This window comes from Collinsella sp. OM08-14AT, assembly GCF_003438115.1.
Lineage (GTDB): Bacteria > Actinomycetota > Coriobacteriia > Coriobacteriales > Coriobacteriaceae > Collinsella.
This window is the reverse complement of the sequence record NZ_QSTE01000002.1, coordinates 150,143-166,506: the sequence shown is the minus strand read 5'-3', so window position 1 is coordinate 166,506 and position 16,364 is coordinate 150,143. Positions and strand designations below refer to the sequence as shown.

The following is a 16,364-nucleotide window of genomic DNA, read 5'->3' as shown; positions in this document are numbered from 1 at the left end:
CTTTACCGCCAACGGACACGAACCGACCACTCATCCGGTTGCGCAGGTCACGATAGAAAAAGGAGCCGCCCCCATGGAGCAGCTCCTTTTGTGCTTGGTAAAACGTTATACCTCGTCGTCCTCGTGCAGGCGGCGGCGGTAATCGGCGGCCCAGCCCTCAATATTTACCTGACGGGCGCGGCCCAGACCGAGCGCGTCTGCCGGGACCGGCTCGGTGATGACGGAGCCAGCGGCCACGAGCGCGCCGTCGCCGATCTGGGCGGGCGCGACCATCATGGTGTCGGAGCCAATGAAGGCGTCCTTGCCGATGACGGTCTTGTGCTTGTGCACGCCATCGTAGTTGCAGGTGATGGAGCCCGCGCCCACGTTGACGCCGGAGCCCATGGTGGTGTCGCCGATGTAGGACAGGTGCGGCACCTTTGAGCCCTCGCCGATCGTGGACTTCTTGATCTCCACGTGCGTGCCGGCCTTGGATCCGTCGAGCATGTGGGTGCCCGGGCGCAGGTAGGCGCGCGGGCCGCAGTCGACGCCGTTCTCGATGACGGCCTCGATGGCGATGGTCTCGTCGATGACGCAGCCGCTGCCGACGGTGGTGTCGGTGAGGCGGCTGTTGGGGCCGAGCTGGCACTCCTCGCCCACGGTGACGTGGCCGATCAGGTGCGTCTGCGGCCACACGACGGTATCGCGGCCGATAACGGCATCGGGGCCGATCCAAGCCTGCGTGGGGTCGATGAAGGTAACGCCCTCGGCCATCCAGTGCTCGTTGATGCGGTCGCGCGCGATGGCGGTGAGCTGTGCGAGCTGGATGCGGCTGTTGACGCCCAGGCCGTCGCGGTAGTCGTCGCAGTGGAAGATGGAGGCTGCCTGGCCGTGACCCTTGAGGATTTCGAGCATGTCGGGCAGATAGTACTCGGACTGCGCGTTGTCGTTGCCGATCTCGTTGATGTGGGCGGCGAGCTGCGCGCCGTCGAAGGCGTAGCAGCCGGCGTTGCACTCCAGCAGCGTGGCGGCCTGCTCGGGCGTGCAGTCCTTCTGCTCGATGATGCGCTCGATCTGACCATCGGCACCCAGCTTGATGCGGCCGTAGCCAAAAGGATCGGGCGGGGTCATGGTCATGACGGTGCAGGCGAGCTCGCCGGTGGCGACGGTCTGTGCGAACTTGGCGACGGTGTCGGCGGTGATGAGCGGCAGGTCGCCGTTGAGCACGACGACGGGGCCTTGCGTGATGCCGCAGGCCTCGAGCGCGACCTTGACGGCATGGCCGGTGCCCAGGCGCTCGGTCTGCTCGACGCACTCGACCTTGGTGGCGCTGTTGGCGTAGGCGCCATCGATGAGGGCGCGCATCTCGTCGGCGTGGCTGCCGATGACGACCACGACGCGGCTGCAGCCGGCCTTGATGGTGGCGTCGACGATCCACTGAACCATGGGCTTGCCCAGGATCTTGTGCGAAACCTTGCAGTGGTTCGACTTCATGCGGGTGCCCTCGCCGGCGGCGAGGATAATTGCGGTTGCGTCCATGTGATCTCCTGTTACGTTATTAGAGACGTGTGTTTGGAAACGATACACGGCGCAATATGATACCGCAGGCATATGATGAGCGCGTAACGATTGGTTTGCGGCAGCTGATGCTTGGGCCGGCGGTGCGGCGTTTGCGCTGGTTGTGTATGGCGGAGGCGCTGCGGCGTTGTCGTTTGAGCGAGGGGACGGGGGTGCCCGTGGATATCATGCGAGAGGAATCGGGCAACGAGCCCGTCGCGGCATTCTCGATGTCGCATCCGGCGGTGCCGGCACTCTACATGGTGCTGACGTTGGGGCTCACCATGTTCTCGATGCAACCGGTGCTGATCGCGCTGTCGCTCGCGGGCGGGTTGGCGTATGGATTTGCGACGCGCGGGGCTGCCCGCACGTTGGGCGCGCTTCGCTGGCAGCTGCCGGTGATTTTGATCATTGCACTGGTCAACCCGCTGTTTAGCGCATCGGGCTCGACCGAGCTTTTCCATATTGGCATGCGCGCGGTGTATCTGGAGAGCATGATGTACGGCCTGTGCGTGGGTGGGCTGTTTGTGGCGAGCGTGCTGTGGTTTGAGGCCGCGGCGTCGATGCTTGGCTACGACAAGGTGCTTGCGCTTTTGGGCAACGCCGCGCCGGTGATCGCGCTCATGATCTCGATGTGCATGCGGCTTATCCCACAGTTTTTGCGCCGCGGCCGCACGGTGCTGGCGGTGCAGGACGCGATTGATGTACCGGGACGCGCGCCGGCTGACCCCGTGCGCTCGTGCCTGCGGGCATCGAGCGTGCTGATGGGCTGGGGCATGGAAGATTCGCTTGAGCGCGCGGACGCGATGCGCTCTCGCGGGTGGGGTGCTGCGTCGCGCCGTACGACGTATGCGCGGTATCGGCTGAGGCGCGGCGATGTTGCCGCGCTGGTTGGACTTGCAGTGTTTGGTGCCGCCGCGGTGGCGGTGGCATGGACCGCGACGACGCAGTATTCGTTTTACCCGCAGCTTTCGGTGCCCGCGCCGTGGCTGGGCTATGTCGTGTACGCTGCCTGGATGGTGCTGCCCTGCGTGCTGCATGCGATCGATGAGAAGAGGTTTGGCTGATGGCTCGGTTGGATAGGGGCCCGGTGTCGGGCGCGGCGTGCGGCCCGGATATTCCGGCGATTGAGGTGCAGGGCCTTAGTTTTGCCTATCCCGGGGCCGAGGCACCGGTGCTCGAGGGGCTTGATTGGCGTGTTCCCCAAGGTGCATTTGCGCTGCTTGTTGGCGGTACCGGATCGGGTAAGTCGACGCTGCTGTCGCTGCTCAAGCCCGAGATCGCTCCGGCGGGCGAGCGCACTGGCGAACTGAGCGTGCTGGGCGAGAACGTTGCCGACATGGACGTGCAGGCATCGGCGGAGCGCGTGGGCTACGTGTTTCAGGATCCCGAGAACCAGATCGTGTGCGAAACCGTGTGGCACGAGATGGCGTTTGGCCTGGAAAACTTGGGGCTAGCACGTGATGAGATGCGCCGTCGCGTAGCTGAGACCAGCTATTTCTTTGGGCTGGAAGATTGGCTTCACCGCGATACTGACACGCTTTCGGGTGGTCGCAAACAGTTGCTGTCGTTGGCGGCCGTTCTGGCGCTGCGCCCGCGCGTGCTGCTGCTCGACGAGCCCACGTCTCAGCTCGATTCCGTTGCCGAGAAGAATTTCCTGCACGCGCTGTTTCGCGTGAATCGCGAGCTGGGCTGCACGGTTGTTGTGGCGACGCATCAGCCGCGCCCAATGCTCGAATACGCGACGTGTGCGTACCGGATTGAGGACGGTCGCGTGCGCGAGGTGGCAGATATGGCTTCTTTGGGACGCCGAGAATCGCTGTTTTCCGATGACATGTTGGGGTGGGGTGCCGTCCGATGTGCAAAAAACGGAGTATTCAGCAGGCGTGAGGACAATTTGGGCTCTCTGGAGCCGCCCGGGGACGTATCGAGCGCGAAAAAAAGTTCGGAATTGGACAAATCGTCCGAATTTGTGGCGCAAACGTCGCTCGAGAACGGCTCGGAAGCCTTCCCGCGCACGGATGGGAGCAGAATACTCCAAAAAATGCACGGCGGGTCGGCTACCACCCTGGCAGGGAGCTGGTTTCGCTACGATCGCGCGGGCGGTTGGGTGCTGCGCGGGCTCGACGTGGCGTTTTCGGCCGGTGCGGTGCATGCGATCGTGGGCGGCAACGGATGCGGTAAGTCGACGATGCTCTCGGTGCTGGCGAAGACCGCCAAGCTGCAGCGCGGCCGCATGGTGCGCGGAGCGGCCTCGGCGGCGCTGCTGCCTCAGAACCCCAAAGCATTGCTGGTTGCCGAGACGGTTCACGATGAGCTGATGGAATGGGCCTTGACCTGCGGATATGACGAGAACTTGGCGCGGGAGCGTGCGGCGCAACTGGGATTGGACGGCCTGGAGACGCGTCACCCCTACGACCTCTCGGGCGGACAGCGCCAGCTGCTCGCGCTGGCAAAGCTGCTGCTGATTGGCCCCGAGCTGCTGCTGCTTGACGAGCCCACGAAGGGCTTGGACCTGGAGAGCCGCCGCATCATCGCCCGCGCCCTGCGTGACCATGCGAAGGCTGGCGGCACCGTCATCATGGCTACGCACGATTTGGACTTTGCCGAGCAGGTCGCCGACGACGTCGCCATGATGTTTGACGGCGAGATTGCCTGCGTGGAGCCCCCGGCCGACTTCTTTGCCGACAACGTGTTTTATAGGGCGTGATGGGATGGCGGATTATCGCATCGTGCGCCTACTCGCAAAACAGGAGATACCGCTGCTGCTGGCGGTGCCAGCCGTGATGGCTGCGGCGTTGCTGGCGGGCGTCGAGCAGGCGGCGCTCGCCATGCTTGTCGTGGTGGCGCTGGTGCTTGCGCTGTTCTTTGCAGGCTACGAGGCGTCGCGACCGGGCCTGCGCCAGATTATGCCAACGCTGGTTCTGGCGGCGTTGGCCGCGGCGGGGCGCATCTTGTTTGGCCCCATTCCCGACTTTAAACCCGTGAGTGCCATCGCCATTATCGCGGGGGCGACGCTTGGCCGCCGCAATGGTTTTATGGTTGGCGCGCTGGCGGCGCTGACCAGCAATTTCTCTTTTGGACAGGGCATGTGGACGCCGTGGCAGATGTATGCTTGGGGGCTCGTGGGATACGTTGGCGGTGCGCTGGCGCATGCCGGCGCTTTTGATCGCGCCGATGGCACCGTGCGTATGCCGGCGCTGCTGACCTACGGCTTTGCTTCGGGTTTGCTGTACGGCGTTGTGATCAACGCCTACGACATTATCGGTTTTGTTCAACCGCTCACGTGGGCGGGTGCCATGGCGCGTCTTGCCACCGCCGTACCGTTCGATATCACGCACGGCCTTGCGACCTGCGTGTTTTTGGTCGCCCTGTACAAGCCTTGGTGTCGCCGCATCAACCGAGTCGTCGTGAAGTACGGACTGTAGGGCTGGTTGCGCCGTGGCGGGAATCAATACTGCCGAAGTGCCATTTTAAAACTATGCCGGTTTACGGGGCCAGATTGGCACAAGCAGACCATGCCGGCTATTTTTGAAATAGAGCAAGCCGTTTACCTGCGGTTTTATTATTTCGGAATTGCGTATGGTTGGGGGTTCGCGATTTAGCCCCGTAAACTGGCATAGTTTTGGAATGGCCGGCTGATATGACGGGCGTCGTGACCCTCAAGAGCCAAATTGATCCGTTTTCTTCCGTCTCCAGACGTCCCCGGGGAATCAGCTGAACTCGCCCGCCACGAAATCAGCCTATCTACTACGTTTGACCCGACACCCCCAAACACAACCGCGTTTTATGAAAAACCGCAGGCTTTCTACCTGCGGTTTTCTTTTTGCGTTGTTCGCTGTGGTTGAGGGTGGTGGCTTAAACGTAGCAGATGGGCGTGTTTCGTGGCGGATGGGTCACGTGGATACCACCACGAGGCCCAAAATGATTCGTTTTCCTCCGTCCCCAGGGGATCAGCTGGGGCTAGAGCTCTAGCGTGAGGGTGACGGGGCAGTGGTCGCTGCCGAAGATGTCGCCGCGGATGCCGGTGTCGCGTACGTTGTCGGCGATTGCGTCGCTTACCAGGAAGTAGTCGATGCGCCAGCCGGCGTTGTTCTTGCGGGCATTAAAGCGATAGCTCCACCAGCTGTAGACGCCCTCGACGTCGGGGTTTGCCGCGCGCCAGGTATCGGTAAAGCCGGCGTTGAGCAGCTCGGTAAACTTGCCGCGCTCCTCGTCCGAAAAGCCGGCGTTGCCGCGGTTGGACTTGGGGTTCTTAAGGTCGATCTCCTCGTGCGCCACGTTAAAGTCGCCGCAGGTCACGACGGGTTTGCCGGTCTCGCGCTCGAGCGCGTTCAAAAAGCCGCGGTAAGCATCGTCCCAGGCCATGCGCACGTCGATGCGGGCGAGTTCGTTTTGCGCGTTGGGAGTGTAGACATCCACAAACCAGAACTTGTCGAACTCCAGCGCGCAGACGCGGCCCTCGGTTGCGGCTTGGGCGACGAGTACGGCCGCCTCGTTCTCGCCGGCGTAGGGTAGCAGTGCGTCGGCGTGCAGCACGCGCAGCGGTTCCTGGCGGCTAAAGACCGCAGTGCCCGAATAGCCTTTACGCTCGGCGTAGCTCCAGGTTTGGTGATAGCCGGGCAGGTCAATATCGACCTGGCCTTCTTGCAACTTGGTCTCTTGCAGCGCCAGGATATCGACGTCGAGTTCTTGCGCGATCTGGATAAAGCTCGGGTCCTTTTTGAGCACGGCGCGCAGGCCGTTGACGTTCCACGAGGCGAAAGTGTAAGTCTGAGGCATGGTGTCCTTTCGACGGGGTTGGCAGGCTTAAGATTAGCGCAACAGGGGCGGGGTGGGCTCCGCGCATGCTGACTTAAAGGTCGCATGCTGGGACATCGCCCGACGCCGCCCGATCAACAAGGACGGAGGGCTCATATGACGCAGGCAATATCGGACCCCAGGCAGGCGTCCGCCGCGCTGGCGGATCTGTTTGACACCCACAAGCGCGTGGTCTTCTTTGGCGGCGCTGGTGTTTCCACGGCAAGTGGCATCCCCGATTTCCGCAGCGTGGACGGCCTGTATCACCAGCAGTTTGCCTACCCGCCCGAGACTATGCTCTCGCATAGCTTTTATGAGACACATCCGGCCGAGTTCTTCGACTTTTACCGCACCAAGATGATCGCGCTTAACGCTAAGCCCAACCGCTGTCACACCAAGCTGGCCGAGCTGGAGCGCGCCGGCAAGCTTGATGCCGTGGTGACGCAAAACATCGACGGCTTGCATCAGATGGCGGGCTCGCAGCGCGTGTTCGAGCTGCACGGATCGGTCCATCGCAACATTTGCCAGTCGTGCGGCGCGGTCTATAGCGCCGAGTGGATTTGCTCGCGCGAGCACGAGGACGCCGCGGGCGTGCCCGTGTGCCCCGCGTGCGGTGGTCGCATCAAGCCCGATGTGGTGCTTTCTTGCGACATCGCGGCCGCGTTTGCGTTCTAGCCCGTGTGCGCGGATACAATAGAAAGACTGAGTGCAAAGCGACCCCGCCGCCAGCTCCCCAAGCTCGGCGGCGTGGGCATTTTAGGAGGATGTTCATGGCGAACGACAGCAAGACATGGCGGTGCGGAAAGTATGAGCTCAGCTTTGACCGTCCGCGCATCATGGGCGTCCTCAACGTGACGCCCGATTCGTTTAGCGATGGCGGGGAGCACTTCGACCCGGATGCCGCCATCGAGTACGGCCTGGCGATGCTCGACGCCGGCGCCGACATCATCGACGTAGGCGGCGAGTCCACGCGCCCCGGCTTTACCCCGGTTAATCCCGACGAGGAGGCTCGCCGCGTGCTGCCCGTGGTGCGCGCGCTGGCCAAAGAGGGCGCCATCGTCTCGATCGACACGCGTCACGTGGCGGTTGCCAAGGCGGCCGTGCGCTGCGGCGCCTCGATCGTCAACGACGTGACCGGCTTCACCGATCTCAAGATGGTCGAGTTTGTTAAGACGAGCACCTGCGGCGTCATCGTGATGCATGCCGGCGAGGTCGCCGCGCCCACCCGCACGCACGCAACGGTGCAGCTCGATACCTCGGCAGCGGCGTTTGTTGCCGAGAAGGCGCGCGAGGCGGCTGCCGAGGCCGCGCGTGAGGCCGAGAAGCCGGCTCGCCGCCGTCGCGGCAAGTTGCTGGGCGAGCCTAAGCCGGAGGCCAAGCTTCCGGGCGGCGTGGTGCAGCCCTCGTTGCCGTTTGGCGAACCGGAGGCCACGTCCGAGCCTTCAAGCGAGCAGGAGACGCCGGCCGCCGAGCAGGCTGCTGCCGCCGAGACCGTCGCGCCCGCGCCCGAGGCCACGCCCGCAGCCACCGAGGCCGCATCGGAGTCCAATGACCGCCTGGCCGCCATGATGCGCCGCAGCGCCCGCCGCGAGGAAGCCTACGTGCCCACCTCGCAGCTCCGCCGCTTCACCCTGCCCGATTCGGCGCCCATCATGCGCCGCGTCATGGGCTTTCTGTCTGACCAAGCCCGCACGCTCATCCATGCCGGCGTGTCGCGCGACCGCATCTGCATCGATCCTGGCCCGGGCTTTGGTAAGTCGGCTAACGAGGACATCGTCATCCAGCGCGAGACTGCCAAGATGGCGTCACTGGGCTATCCGCTCATGTGCGCCGTGTCGCGCAAGCGCTTTGTGGGCGCCGTCTCGGGCGTGACCGAGGCCGCCGAGCGCGATGCCGCTACGTTTGGCGTGTGCCTGGGCGCCATCCAGGCCGGTGCCAACATCGTGCGCGTGCACGACGCCGCGGGTTTTGCGCAGTTCTTGAACGGCTACTGGGCGGTTGCCAAGCCGCAGCCGCGCCGCGCGTTTGTGGCCGTGGGATCCAACTTGGGACATCGTTGCGACAACATCCGCGCCGCGCGCGACATGATCGCCGAGATTCCACTTACCTGCGTGTCCAACTCCTCCAAGATCTACGAGAGCGAGCCGGCCTACGAGACGCGCCAGGACGCGTTTGCCAACGCCGTCATCGAGATCAAGACCGAGTTGGCGCCGCTGGTGCTGCTCGACGAGCTCATGAAGATCGAGGCCGAGCTGGGCCGCGACCGTTCTAAGAAGGCCAAGGTCAACGGCCCGCGCACCATCGACTTGGACCTGCTGTGGATGGACGGCGAGACCCACGGCGGCAAAAAGCTGCGCCTGCCGCATCCGCTGATCGGCGAGCGTGACTTTGTGCTGGTGCCGCTCGAGGATCTGATGCACGACCCGGCGCGGTTCTTCCGCTACAACGGCGTCGAGGTCAAGGAGCCCGAGGATCGCGTGGGCCATATCGTGGGCGAATTGGGGCGTATGTAGATGATCGAGATGAATGCTGTTGCCGCTGGCACCGAGCTCGACGCGGCGCGCGACGCGGGCCGCGAGGGTGCGTCCGCGGGCCGGTGCGCGTGGAGCGCGGGCGATGCATCGCTGACGTTTTCGCTGGTCGTGCGCCCCGATGTGAACATGCACGCCTTCCACGGTCTGCCGTTTGTGGCCGCAATGGGCATGATGGACGCGCTCGCGGGCACGGCCGCAACGCCGGGCCTGGGGCTTGCCGGCAAGGTGGGCATCCAGTGGCCGAGTGGCATCGTGTGCGGCGCGCCTGCGTTTGAGACGTCGCTCGCGCGCGTCGCCGTCAACGGCGGTGCCGGTGCCGCGGGCATGTTTGCCGCGGTGACGGTTGATATTGAGCGTGCGGCGCTGGGTGAGCTTGGCGTGGATATGGCAGATGAGGCGCTGATCGAGGCATTGGCCGCCGCTGTGCTGACCCGCGTGGACGCTTGGGCGGTTGTTGCCAACACGCCGCAGGGCGCCGCCGGCCCGCTGGCCCCGGTGCTGGGCGAGTACTTCGACATGGTGCCGCTGCTGGGTCGCCAGGTTGCGGCGGTGTCGCCCAACGGCTTGCCGCTTGCGGTCGGCGTGTTTGCGGGCCTGGACATCTGGGGCCGCGCGACCATCAAGACCGACGCCGGCGAGCAGGAGTTTCCGCCCGAGGCCGTACGAATTCGCGGGCTGTAACGAGAGGCGCCAGCGCTCAAAGATAACGATGACAACAAGACCCTCCTCGGCCTGTGCCGGGGAGGGTTTCGCCTATCTGGGGAATGGGTTGCCAGCGCCCTATTCCTCAAAACTGAAAAATTTTCGGTTTTGAGGAATAGGACCAAAGCAGATTGTTATTTGGCAAGGTATATTCGATGTAAGCGCTATTCCTCAAAACTGAAAATTTTTCGATTTTGAGGAATAGCAAACATCGGGTGTAGGGAGGATGCCAATGAAGCTCATCAATAGGACGTCGTATATGGATACGCTGACGAGTCTTATCGGTGTGCCCGACATCAAGGTCATCACGGGCATCCGGCGCAGCGGAAAATCCAAGCTGCTCGAGTCCCTCCGCGATTACGTGGAGACCAACCTGCCTGATTCAAATGTCATTCATATCAACTACAACCTCGATGAGTTCGAGGACCTGCTCGAATATCACGCTTTGCTTGCTTATGTAAAAGAGCGTCGGGTGTCCGGCACGCAAAACTTTCTGCTTATCGATGAGGTTCAGATGTGTAGCGGCTTTGAGCGCGCAATCAACAGCCTTCACGCATCCGAGCGGTATGACATCTTTATTACGGGGTCAAATGCATTTTTGTTATCGAGCGACCTATCGACGCTCTTTACGGGGCGCACGTTCGAAATCGAGGTGTTCCCGTTCTCGTTTGAGGAGTATCGCTCTTACGACGGTAAGGGCGAGGTCGACCATGATTTTGATGAATACGCACATGCCGGCGGCATGTCCGGTTCGTATCCTTACCGAACGCAGGAGCAACGCTATCAATATCTCTCCAACGTTTTTAAAACGTTGATCGTGAGGGATATCGTGCAGCGGCATAACGTCAGAAACGAATCGGCGCTGCTGCGTATTGCTGACTACATGATGGACAACGTCTCCAACATTACGTCGGCTCGCAATATAACGGATAGCCTGAATGCAGATGGGCTAAAGATCACGAACAAGACGGTGGGCACATATATGGGGTATCTGTGCGACGCATTTGCCTTCTATAAGGTTCGACGGTATGACATTCGCGGCAAGAAATACCTCAAGAGCGGCGAGAAGTACTATCTGGCGGACCATGCGTTTAAATATGCGCTGCTTGGTACGCGCGATATGGATTGGGGACGCGTATACGAGAACATGGTGGCAATCGAGCTGCTGCGGCGCGGATACGAAGTGTACGTCGGCGTGCTTTATAAAAAGGAAATTGACTTTGTAGCTATCAGGCGAAGCGAGAAGCTCTATATCCAGGTGAGCGATGACATTAGCTCGGACAAGACGTTTGAGCGGGAAATCTCGCCGCTCTTGAGCATTGCCGACGCGTATCCCAAGATGATTCTCGCCCGCACGCATCACGAGACTACGGATCGCGATGGGGTGCAGATAGTGGACCTGGCGAGGTGGCTTTGCGGCGAGGCGTAGCAGAAAGCCCTATTCCTCAAAACTGAAAATTTTCGATTTTGAGGAATAGGGCTGCCGCGTTGCCTGGTCCGCTGCTCGCGCTTGTGTCGCGCTCGGCTAAGGCCCCTGTCTTACCCCAGCTCCCGCATGCGGCGGTAGATTTCGCAGATACCCTTGATGGTGAGCTGTCCGTCGACCACGTCGAAGGCATCGGTCGAATCGGCGACGATGCTGGCGAGACCGCCCGTGGCGATAACGGTGGCATCCTCGCGGCCCAGCTCGCGCTTCATGCGCGCGACCAGGCCCTCAGCCATGGCGGCGGCGCCCGTTACGGCGCCGACCTTGATGCACTCCTCGGTATCGCGGCCGATGGCGTGCTCGGGCGCCTCGAGCGGCACGCTGGCGAGCTTGGCGGCACGGGCGGCAAGCGCGTCCATGGAGATGCGAATGCCCGGCGCGATCGCTCCGCCAATGTAATAACCGTCCTCATCGATGACGTCGATATTGGTCGCGGTGCCAAAGTCCACCACGATCGCCGGCGCGCCATAGAAGGTCTCGGCAGCGACGGCGTTGGCGATGCGGTCGGCACCAACGGCCTGGGGGCGCGCCGCCCGCAGCTTGGTTACGGCGGCCGTCTGCGGCCCGATGACGATGGCGTCCGCGGCAATGCGGTCGGCCACGGCGTGCCACTCGCGCGAGAGCTGCGGCACCACGCCCGCAAAGGCGATCGCGTCGACCGCATCGAGCGAAAGGCCGTACATCTTAAAGAAACCCATCAGGCGCACATGGATCTCGTCGGCGGTATAGGAGCGGTCGGTGGGCATGCGCCACGACTGCACCAGCTCGTCTCCGTCAAACAGGCCCATGGCCGTCTGCGTGTTTCCCATATCGATAGCGAGCAGCATGTCTACTCCCGGTGTCGGCATAAAAGGACGCGCACCATTGTATACGTGCCGTCGACGGCGCTCGGCTGCGATTCGTTTACGGTGATAGGGGCTGAGGGGTTTAAATATGAAGGAATTATGCTCTACGAGATTTTCCTTGCCGTTTACCGAACTCCCGCGTAATATTCTTTCTTGCGCACATGAGGCGCCCAGACATTGCGGGGTGGAGCAGTCTGGTAGCTCGCCGGGCTCATAACCCGGAGGTCGTAGGTTCAAATCCTGCCCCCGCGACCAAGAACTTGCAGCTCGTCGGCCTAGCCGGCGAGCTTTTTTGTTATTTCGGGACCGTGTTTTCGGTCCAATTCTCGGCCTCTCAAACAAAATCTCGATCTGTAACATCTAGACCCGATTTGGGCGGCTAGGTGTTACAGATTGAGATGTTTCGGCAGGACGGTCTTCGTTTGTCTAAATCTGTAACACGAGGGACGGTTTTTACTGAGTAACTGTTACAGATCTAGATCTTTCGGCAGGCTAGATTGGTTCGTCTCAATCTGTAACAGTTGCTCGGCAAAATAGGGCCTAACTGTTACAGATTGAGACAAACCGACGGGCCGTCCGCTCCATCCACCTGCCGCCACCTGATATTCGCCGATTTTCGTTGTGCCGCTGTACCTCCATGCCATATCCTCTAGACAACTACGCGGCAACATCGCCGCCGCGCCTACAAGAGAGGAATGTCCATGACCGCACCTGCCACTAAGCTGCTCCAGCCCATTACGGTTGGCCCCCTTGAGCTCAAGAACCGCATTATGTTCCCGCCGCTCACCACCGGCTACGAGGAGCGCGACGGTTCCATTGGCGAGCGCAGCCTGGCTTTTTACGAGCGCCTGGCCCGTGGCGGCGTGAGCTACATCGTCATCGGCGACGTCGCTCCCGTTATGACCGCGAGCCCCACGCCCAAGCTGGCGACCGATGCCCAGATCCCCACGTTTAAGGCGCTGGCCGACGCCGTCCACAAGCACGGTGCCAAGGTCGCGCTGCAGCTGTTCCATCCCGAGTACGACGTGCCCGGTGTCGGCCGCATGGTCATGGGTTCCATGGCCGCTGCGAAAGCTGCGCAGGAGGCCAAGGCCGCCGGCGACGAGGAGGCCTTTGCCGCCAAGATGGCCGAGTCCAACGAGATTCGCAAGCAGGCCTACGCCAAGCTGCACCACGACATGCAGCACTTTGTGAACGAGGCCACCGTGGAGCAACTCACCCAGATCAAGGAGGCCATCGCTGCCTCGGCCGCTCGCGCACAGCAGGCCGGGATCGACGCCATCGAGGTCCACGGCGACCGCCTGGTGGGTTCGCTGTGCTCGGCCATCCTCAACAAGCGCACCGACGAGTACGGCGGCTCGTTCGAGAACCGCGTTCGCTACGCGCTGGAGGTCGTCGCCGCCATTAAGGAAGCCGCACCGGAGCTGATGGTGGAGTACAAGCTCCCCGTGATCATGGAGAACCCCGACGGCACGCCGCGCGGCAAGGGCGGCCTGCAGCCCGATGAGGCCTGCGAGTTTGCCAAGCTGCTCGAGGGCGCGGGCATCGACATGATCCAGGTCGCGCAGGCCAACCACACCGGCAACATGGGAGACACCATTCCGCCCATGGGCGCCATGCCCTACAACTGGACGCTGCCGGTGGCCGAGCGCGTCAAGGCCCTGGTCTCCGTGCCGGTGGCAACCGTCGGCCGCGTTGTCTCGGTCGAGGCCGGTGAGAAGATTCTGGAAGACGGCGCGGCCGACATCATCGCCTACGGCCGCTCGCTCATGTGCGACCCCGACATTGCGCTGAAGGCCGCCACGGGTGAGCCCATCCGCGAGTGCCTCAACTGCAACAAGGGCTGCGTCGACGCGATTCAAAACCGCAAATACATCTCGTGCGTGCTCAATGCCGAGAACGGCGACGAGGCGACCATCGCCATTAAGCCGGGCGAGGGCGACAAGAAGATCGCCGTGGTGGGCGGCGGTATTGCCGGCCTGGAGGCCGCGCGCGTGGCGGCCAAGCGCGGCTACGACGTGACCGTCTATGAGGCGAGCGATCATCTGGGCGGCCAGATTGTGCTGGCGGCCGCGCCTCCGCGCAAGGACGAGATCATGCGCTCGGTGGAGTATTACGAGAAGATTCTGCCCGGCCTGGGCGTAAAGGTTGAGCTCAACCATGCCGCTACGGCCGAGGACCTCAACGCCGCCGACGCCGCGATTGTGGCTGTGGGCGCGCACGACGTGGTCATCCCCGTTCCGGGCGCCGATTCGGACAAGGTCGTCTCGAGCTGGGACGTGCTGGCCGGCAAGGCGGAGCTCGCGGGCTGCGTCGCCGTTATCGGCGGCGGCCTGGTGGGCACCGAGACTGCCGAGTACCTGCTGCAGAACGGCTGCGAGGTGGCGATTGTCGAGATGCTCGACAAGATTGCCGCAGGCGAGTCCGAGACCATTCTGCCGCTGATTATGAACGACTTTGCCGCCCACAACGTTGAGCAGCATGTTAAGACCCGCCTGACCGCCATTACCGACGAGGGCGTGGAGGCCGTTCGAACCACCGAGGACGGCGCCGAGGAGCCGGTGAAGATCGCCTGCGATTACGTGGTGATGGCCGTGGGCTCCAAGGCCAACGGGTTTGACCTGGACGGCGTAACGGTGCCCGTGACCTGCGTGGGCGACTGCTCGGGCGAGCGCACCGCCGACATTGCGAGCGCCATTCGCACGGCGTATCACGCGGCCAACGAGCTCTAAGTAAGAAAGCTGTCGCGTATTGAGTGGGCGGGGAGTGCCGTATCGGCGCTCCCCGCCTTTTTTGCCAATGAGGGCGCCCCTGACCAGCGGGTTCAGAAAATCCGAATTTCATGCACCAGAAAATCCGACTCCTTAGAACATGAAAATCCGAATCGCAACCACCCGAAAATCCGAATTTGCTACAGTGGAATAGAGGAATCAGAAAGCAGGAACTGGAAATCTGCGGGGGTGGCTCATGGCGGGCGAAAGGCTACATCGGGACGGATACATCCCGCGTATCGTGGATGCGCAAATCGAACGCTACCTTCGCGTCTTTGGCGCGGTCGAGATTGCGGGCACCAAGTGGTGCGGCAAGACGTGGGCCGCGCTTGAGCACGGGGCGTCCGCCTCGTATGTCGACGAGAATCTCGACCTCGCGCGTGCCGACCCGGCGATGATGTTGCTGGGAGACCGTCCGCATATTATCCATGAGTGGCAGCGAGTTCCCCAGATTTGGGACTACGTTAGACACGAGGTTGACCGCACCCGGGGCACGCGCGGCGCCTATATCCTCACGGGTTCCGCCACGCCTGCGTTTGGCTCAAAGACGGAGGCACCCGCGCATAGTGGAGCCGGCCGCATCGGCCGCGTCCGCATGTACCCCATGACGCTTGCCGAGACAGGTGAGTCCAGCGGCAAGGTGAGCCTGGCGGGCTTGTTTGAGCATCGTTTTGAGCCCTGTCGGTGCAATGGCGATACACCGGGGCTTGTCGAAGCCGCCTGCCGCGGCGGCTGGCCCGAGGCGATCGATATGGTTTCGGCTGACGCCCAGCTCATCGCTCGCGAATATCTCAACACTACGTTTTCGAGCAGCTTCCCGGCGGTTGGTCTCGACCCCGATATTGCTCGTCGAGTCTCCGCATCGATCGCGCGCAATCTGGGACAGGCGACCACGTATAAAACGATTCTTATGGATATGTTCGGTGCCGAGGGGGAACCCGCAGCGTTTGCCGACGAGACCAAGGTGCGCAGGTACCTGGATGCCCTCAAAGGCATGTTCATTCTCGAGGAGGTCCCCGGTTGGGTTCCCGCCGCGCGCGACAAACGACGCTTTACCGTCAAGCCCAAGCGCTATCTGGCAGATCCGAGCCTTGCTTGCGCCTTGCTAGGTATGTCCTTGCAGGCGCTGCTTGCCGACTGGCAGACATTTGGTCTGGTGTTTGAGAATTTGGTCATACGCGATCTTTCGGTCTACGCACGTTCGCTCGACCTGCTGGATAGCACGCCCGTGCGCTATTATCGCGACGATTCGGGCCTTGAATGCGATGCCATCGTGCAGCTAGCCGATGGACGGTGGGCCGCCTTTGAGATTAAGGTGAGCGAAGATAAGGCGAGCGCCGGCGTTGAGAGCCTCAAGCGCGTTCGCAAGAAGGTCTGTGGAAATCTTCGTTCACGCACACGCGAACCGGAGTTTATGGCCGTGATTGTGGGGGTGGGTGAGTACGCCCGCGAGGTCGAGGACGGTATCTACGTGATACCCGTGCGCGCGTTGGGGTGTTAAGGGGCGGCACGCCGTGTGCCCGCTGCCCGGTGCTGCGGATTGGTGCAAGTGGTCAGGTTTGTTTGCACCATGTCCTTGGCATATGGAAGAAGCTGCTATTCGTAATCTTTAAGACATCATTAAGGCTTGCGCTGTGGAGCAAACCGCAGGTCAATGCTATTCTTTTACCTTATCGTATGGTGTTGTATT

12 protein-coding genes and 1 tRNA gene are annotated in these 16,364 nt (G+C 62.2%); 10 read left to right on the top strand and 3 right to left on the bottom strand.

Annotation, left to right across the window (positions count from 1 at the left end):
- Positions 1 to 105: 105 nt before the first annotated feature.
- A complete protein-coding gene (gene glmU / locus DXC18_RS02150) occupies positions 106 to 1,518 on the bottom strand; it encodes a bifunctional UDP-N-acetylglucosamine diphosphorylase/glucosamine-1-phosphate N-acetyltransferase GlmU (protein ID WP_117583699.1) in 1,413 nt (470 codons plus the stop codon).
- Between the two features lie 206 nt (positions 1,519 to 1,724).
- Here glmU and DXC18_RS02145 point away from each other — a divergent pair, with 206 nt between their 5' ends.
- The 3 genes from DXC18_RS02145 to DXC18_RS02135 are packed head-to-tail and all read left to right on the top strand — an operon-like array spanning position 1,725 to position 4,964.
- A complete protein-coding gene (locus tag DXC18_RS02145) occupies positions 1,725 to 2,603 on the top strand; it encodes an energy-coupling factor transporter transmembrane component T (protein ID WP_117629815.1) in 879 nt (292 codons plus the stop codon).
- Complete coding sequence (locus DXC18_RS02140; protein WP_117583698.1) at positions 2,603 to 4,246, top strand: ABC transporter ATP-binding protein; 1,644 nt, start codon at positions 2,603 to 2,605, stop codon at positions 4,244 to 4,246. Before DXC18_RS02145 ends, DXC18_RS02140 begins: the two co-directional genes overlap by 1 nt.
- A gap of 4 nt (positions 4,247 to 4,250) precedes the next feature.
- On the top strand, positions 4,251 to 4,964 hold the full coding sequence (locus DXC18_RS02135) for a DUF6580 family putative transport protein (RefSeq protein ID WP_117583697.1): 714 nt from the start codon (positions 4,251 to 4,253) through the stop codon (positions 4,962 to 4,964).
- Between the two features lie 535 nt (positions 4,965 to 5,499).
- Here the strand turns inward: DXC18_RS02135 and DXC18_RS02130 are convergent.
- Complete coding sequence (locus tag DXC18_RS02130) at positions 5,500 to 6,318, bottom strand: exodeoxyribonuclease III (protein WP_117629805.1); 819 nt, start codon at positions 6,316 to 6,318, stop codon at positions 5,500 to 5,502.
- Positions 6,319 to 6,453: 135 nt separating this feature from the next.
- Between DXC18_RS02130 and DXC18_RS02125 the strand changes: the two genes are divergently transcribed.
- From DXC18_RS02125 to DXC18_RS02110, 4 genes are all read left to right on the top strand, one after another.
- Positions 6,454 to 7,011: a Sir2 family NAD-dependent protein deacetylase gene (locus DXC18_RS02125; protein WP_233503825.1), complete on the top strand. Its 558-nt coding sequence runs from the start codon at positions 6,454 to 6,456 to the stop codon at positions 7,009 to 7,011.
- 95 nt (positions 7,012 to 7,106) lie between these two features.
- Positions 7,107 to 8,849 (top strand): 2-amino-4-hydroxy-6-hydroxymethyldihydropteridine diphosphokinase, encoded by a 1,743-nt coding sequence (gene folK, locus DXC18_RS02120; protein ID WP_117629806.1) that lies wholly within the window; start codon positions 7,107 to 7,109, stop codon positions 8,847 to 8,849.
- Entirely contained in the window at positions 8,850 to 9,551 is a 702-nt protein-coding gene (locus tag DXC18_RS02115) for a hypothetical protein (RefSeq protein ID WP_117583694.1), read from the top strand.
- A gap of 253 nt (positions 9,552 to 9,804) precedes the next feature.
- Positions 9,805 to 11,001: an ATP-binding protein gene (locus DXC18_RS02110; RefSeq protein ID WP_117583693.1), complete on the top strand. Its 1,197-nt coding sequence runs from the start codon at positions 9,805 to 9,807 to the stop codon at positions 10,999 to 11,001.
- 110 nt (positions 11,002 to 11,111) lie between these two features.
- Here DXC18_RS02110 and DXC18_RS02105 read toward each other — a convergent pair whose 3' ends face one another.
- Positions 11,112 to 11,885: a type III pantothenate kinase gene (locus tag DXC18_RS02105; RefSeq protein WP_158551682.1), complete on the bottom strand. Its 774-nt coding sequence runs from the start codon at positions 11,883 to 11,885 to the stop codon at positions 11,112 to 11,114.
- A 196-nt stretch (positions 11,886 to 12,081) separates the two neighbouring features.
- On the opposite strand from DXC18_RS02105, the gene DXC18_RS02100 reads away from it, so the two are divergent.
- The 3 genes from DXC18_RS02100 to DXC18_RS02090 all read left to right on the top strand — a co-directional run bounded on the left by DXC18_RS02100 (position 12,082) and on the right by DXC18_RS02090 (position 16,175).
- Positions 12,082 to 12,158 (top strand) — tRNA-Met (locus tag DXC18_RS02100).
- A gap of 446 nt (positions 12,159 to 12,604) precedes the next feature.
- Positions 12,605 to 14,635 (top strand): bilirubin reductase, long form, encoded by a 2,031-nt coding sequence (bilR, locus tag DXC18_RS02095; RefSeq protein ID WP_233505698.1) that lies wholly within the window; start codon positions 12,605 to 12,607, stop codon positions 14,633 to 14,635.
- Positions 14,636 to 14,870: 235 nt separating this feature from the next.
- The gene (locus DXC18_RS02090) at positions 14,871 to 16,175 is read left to right on the top strand and encodes an ATP-binding protein (protein ID WP_117629808.1); all 1,305 of its coding nucleotides are present in this window, start codon (positions 14,871 to 14,873) and stop codon (positions 16,173 to 16,175) included.
- Positions 16,176 to 16,364: the final 189 nt, after the last annotated feature.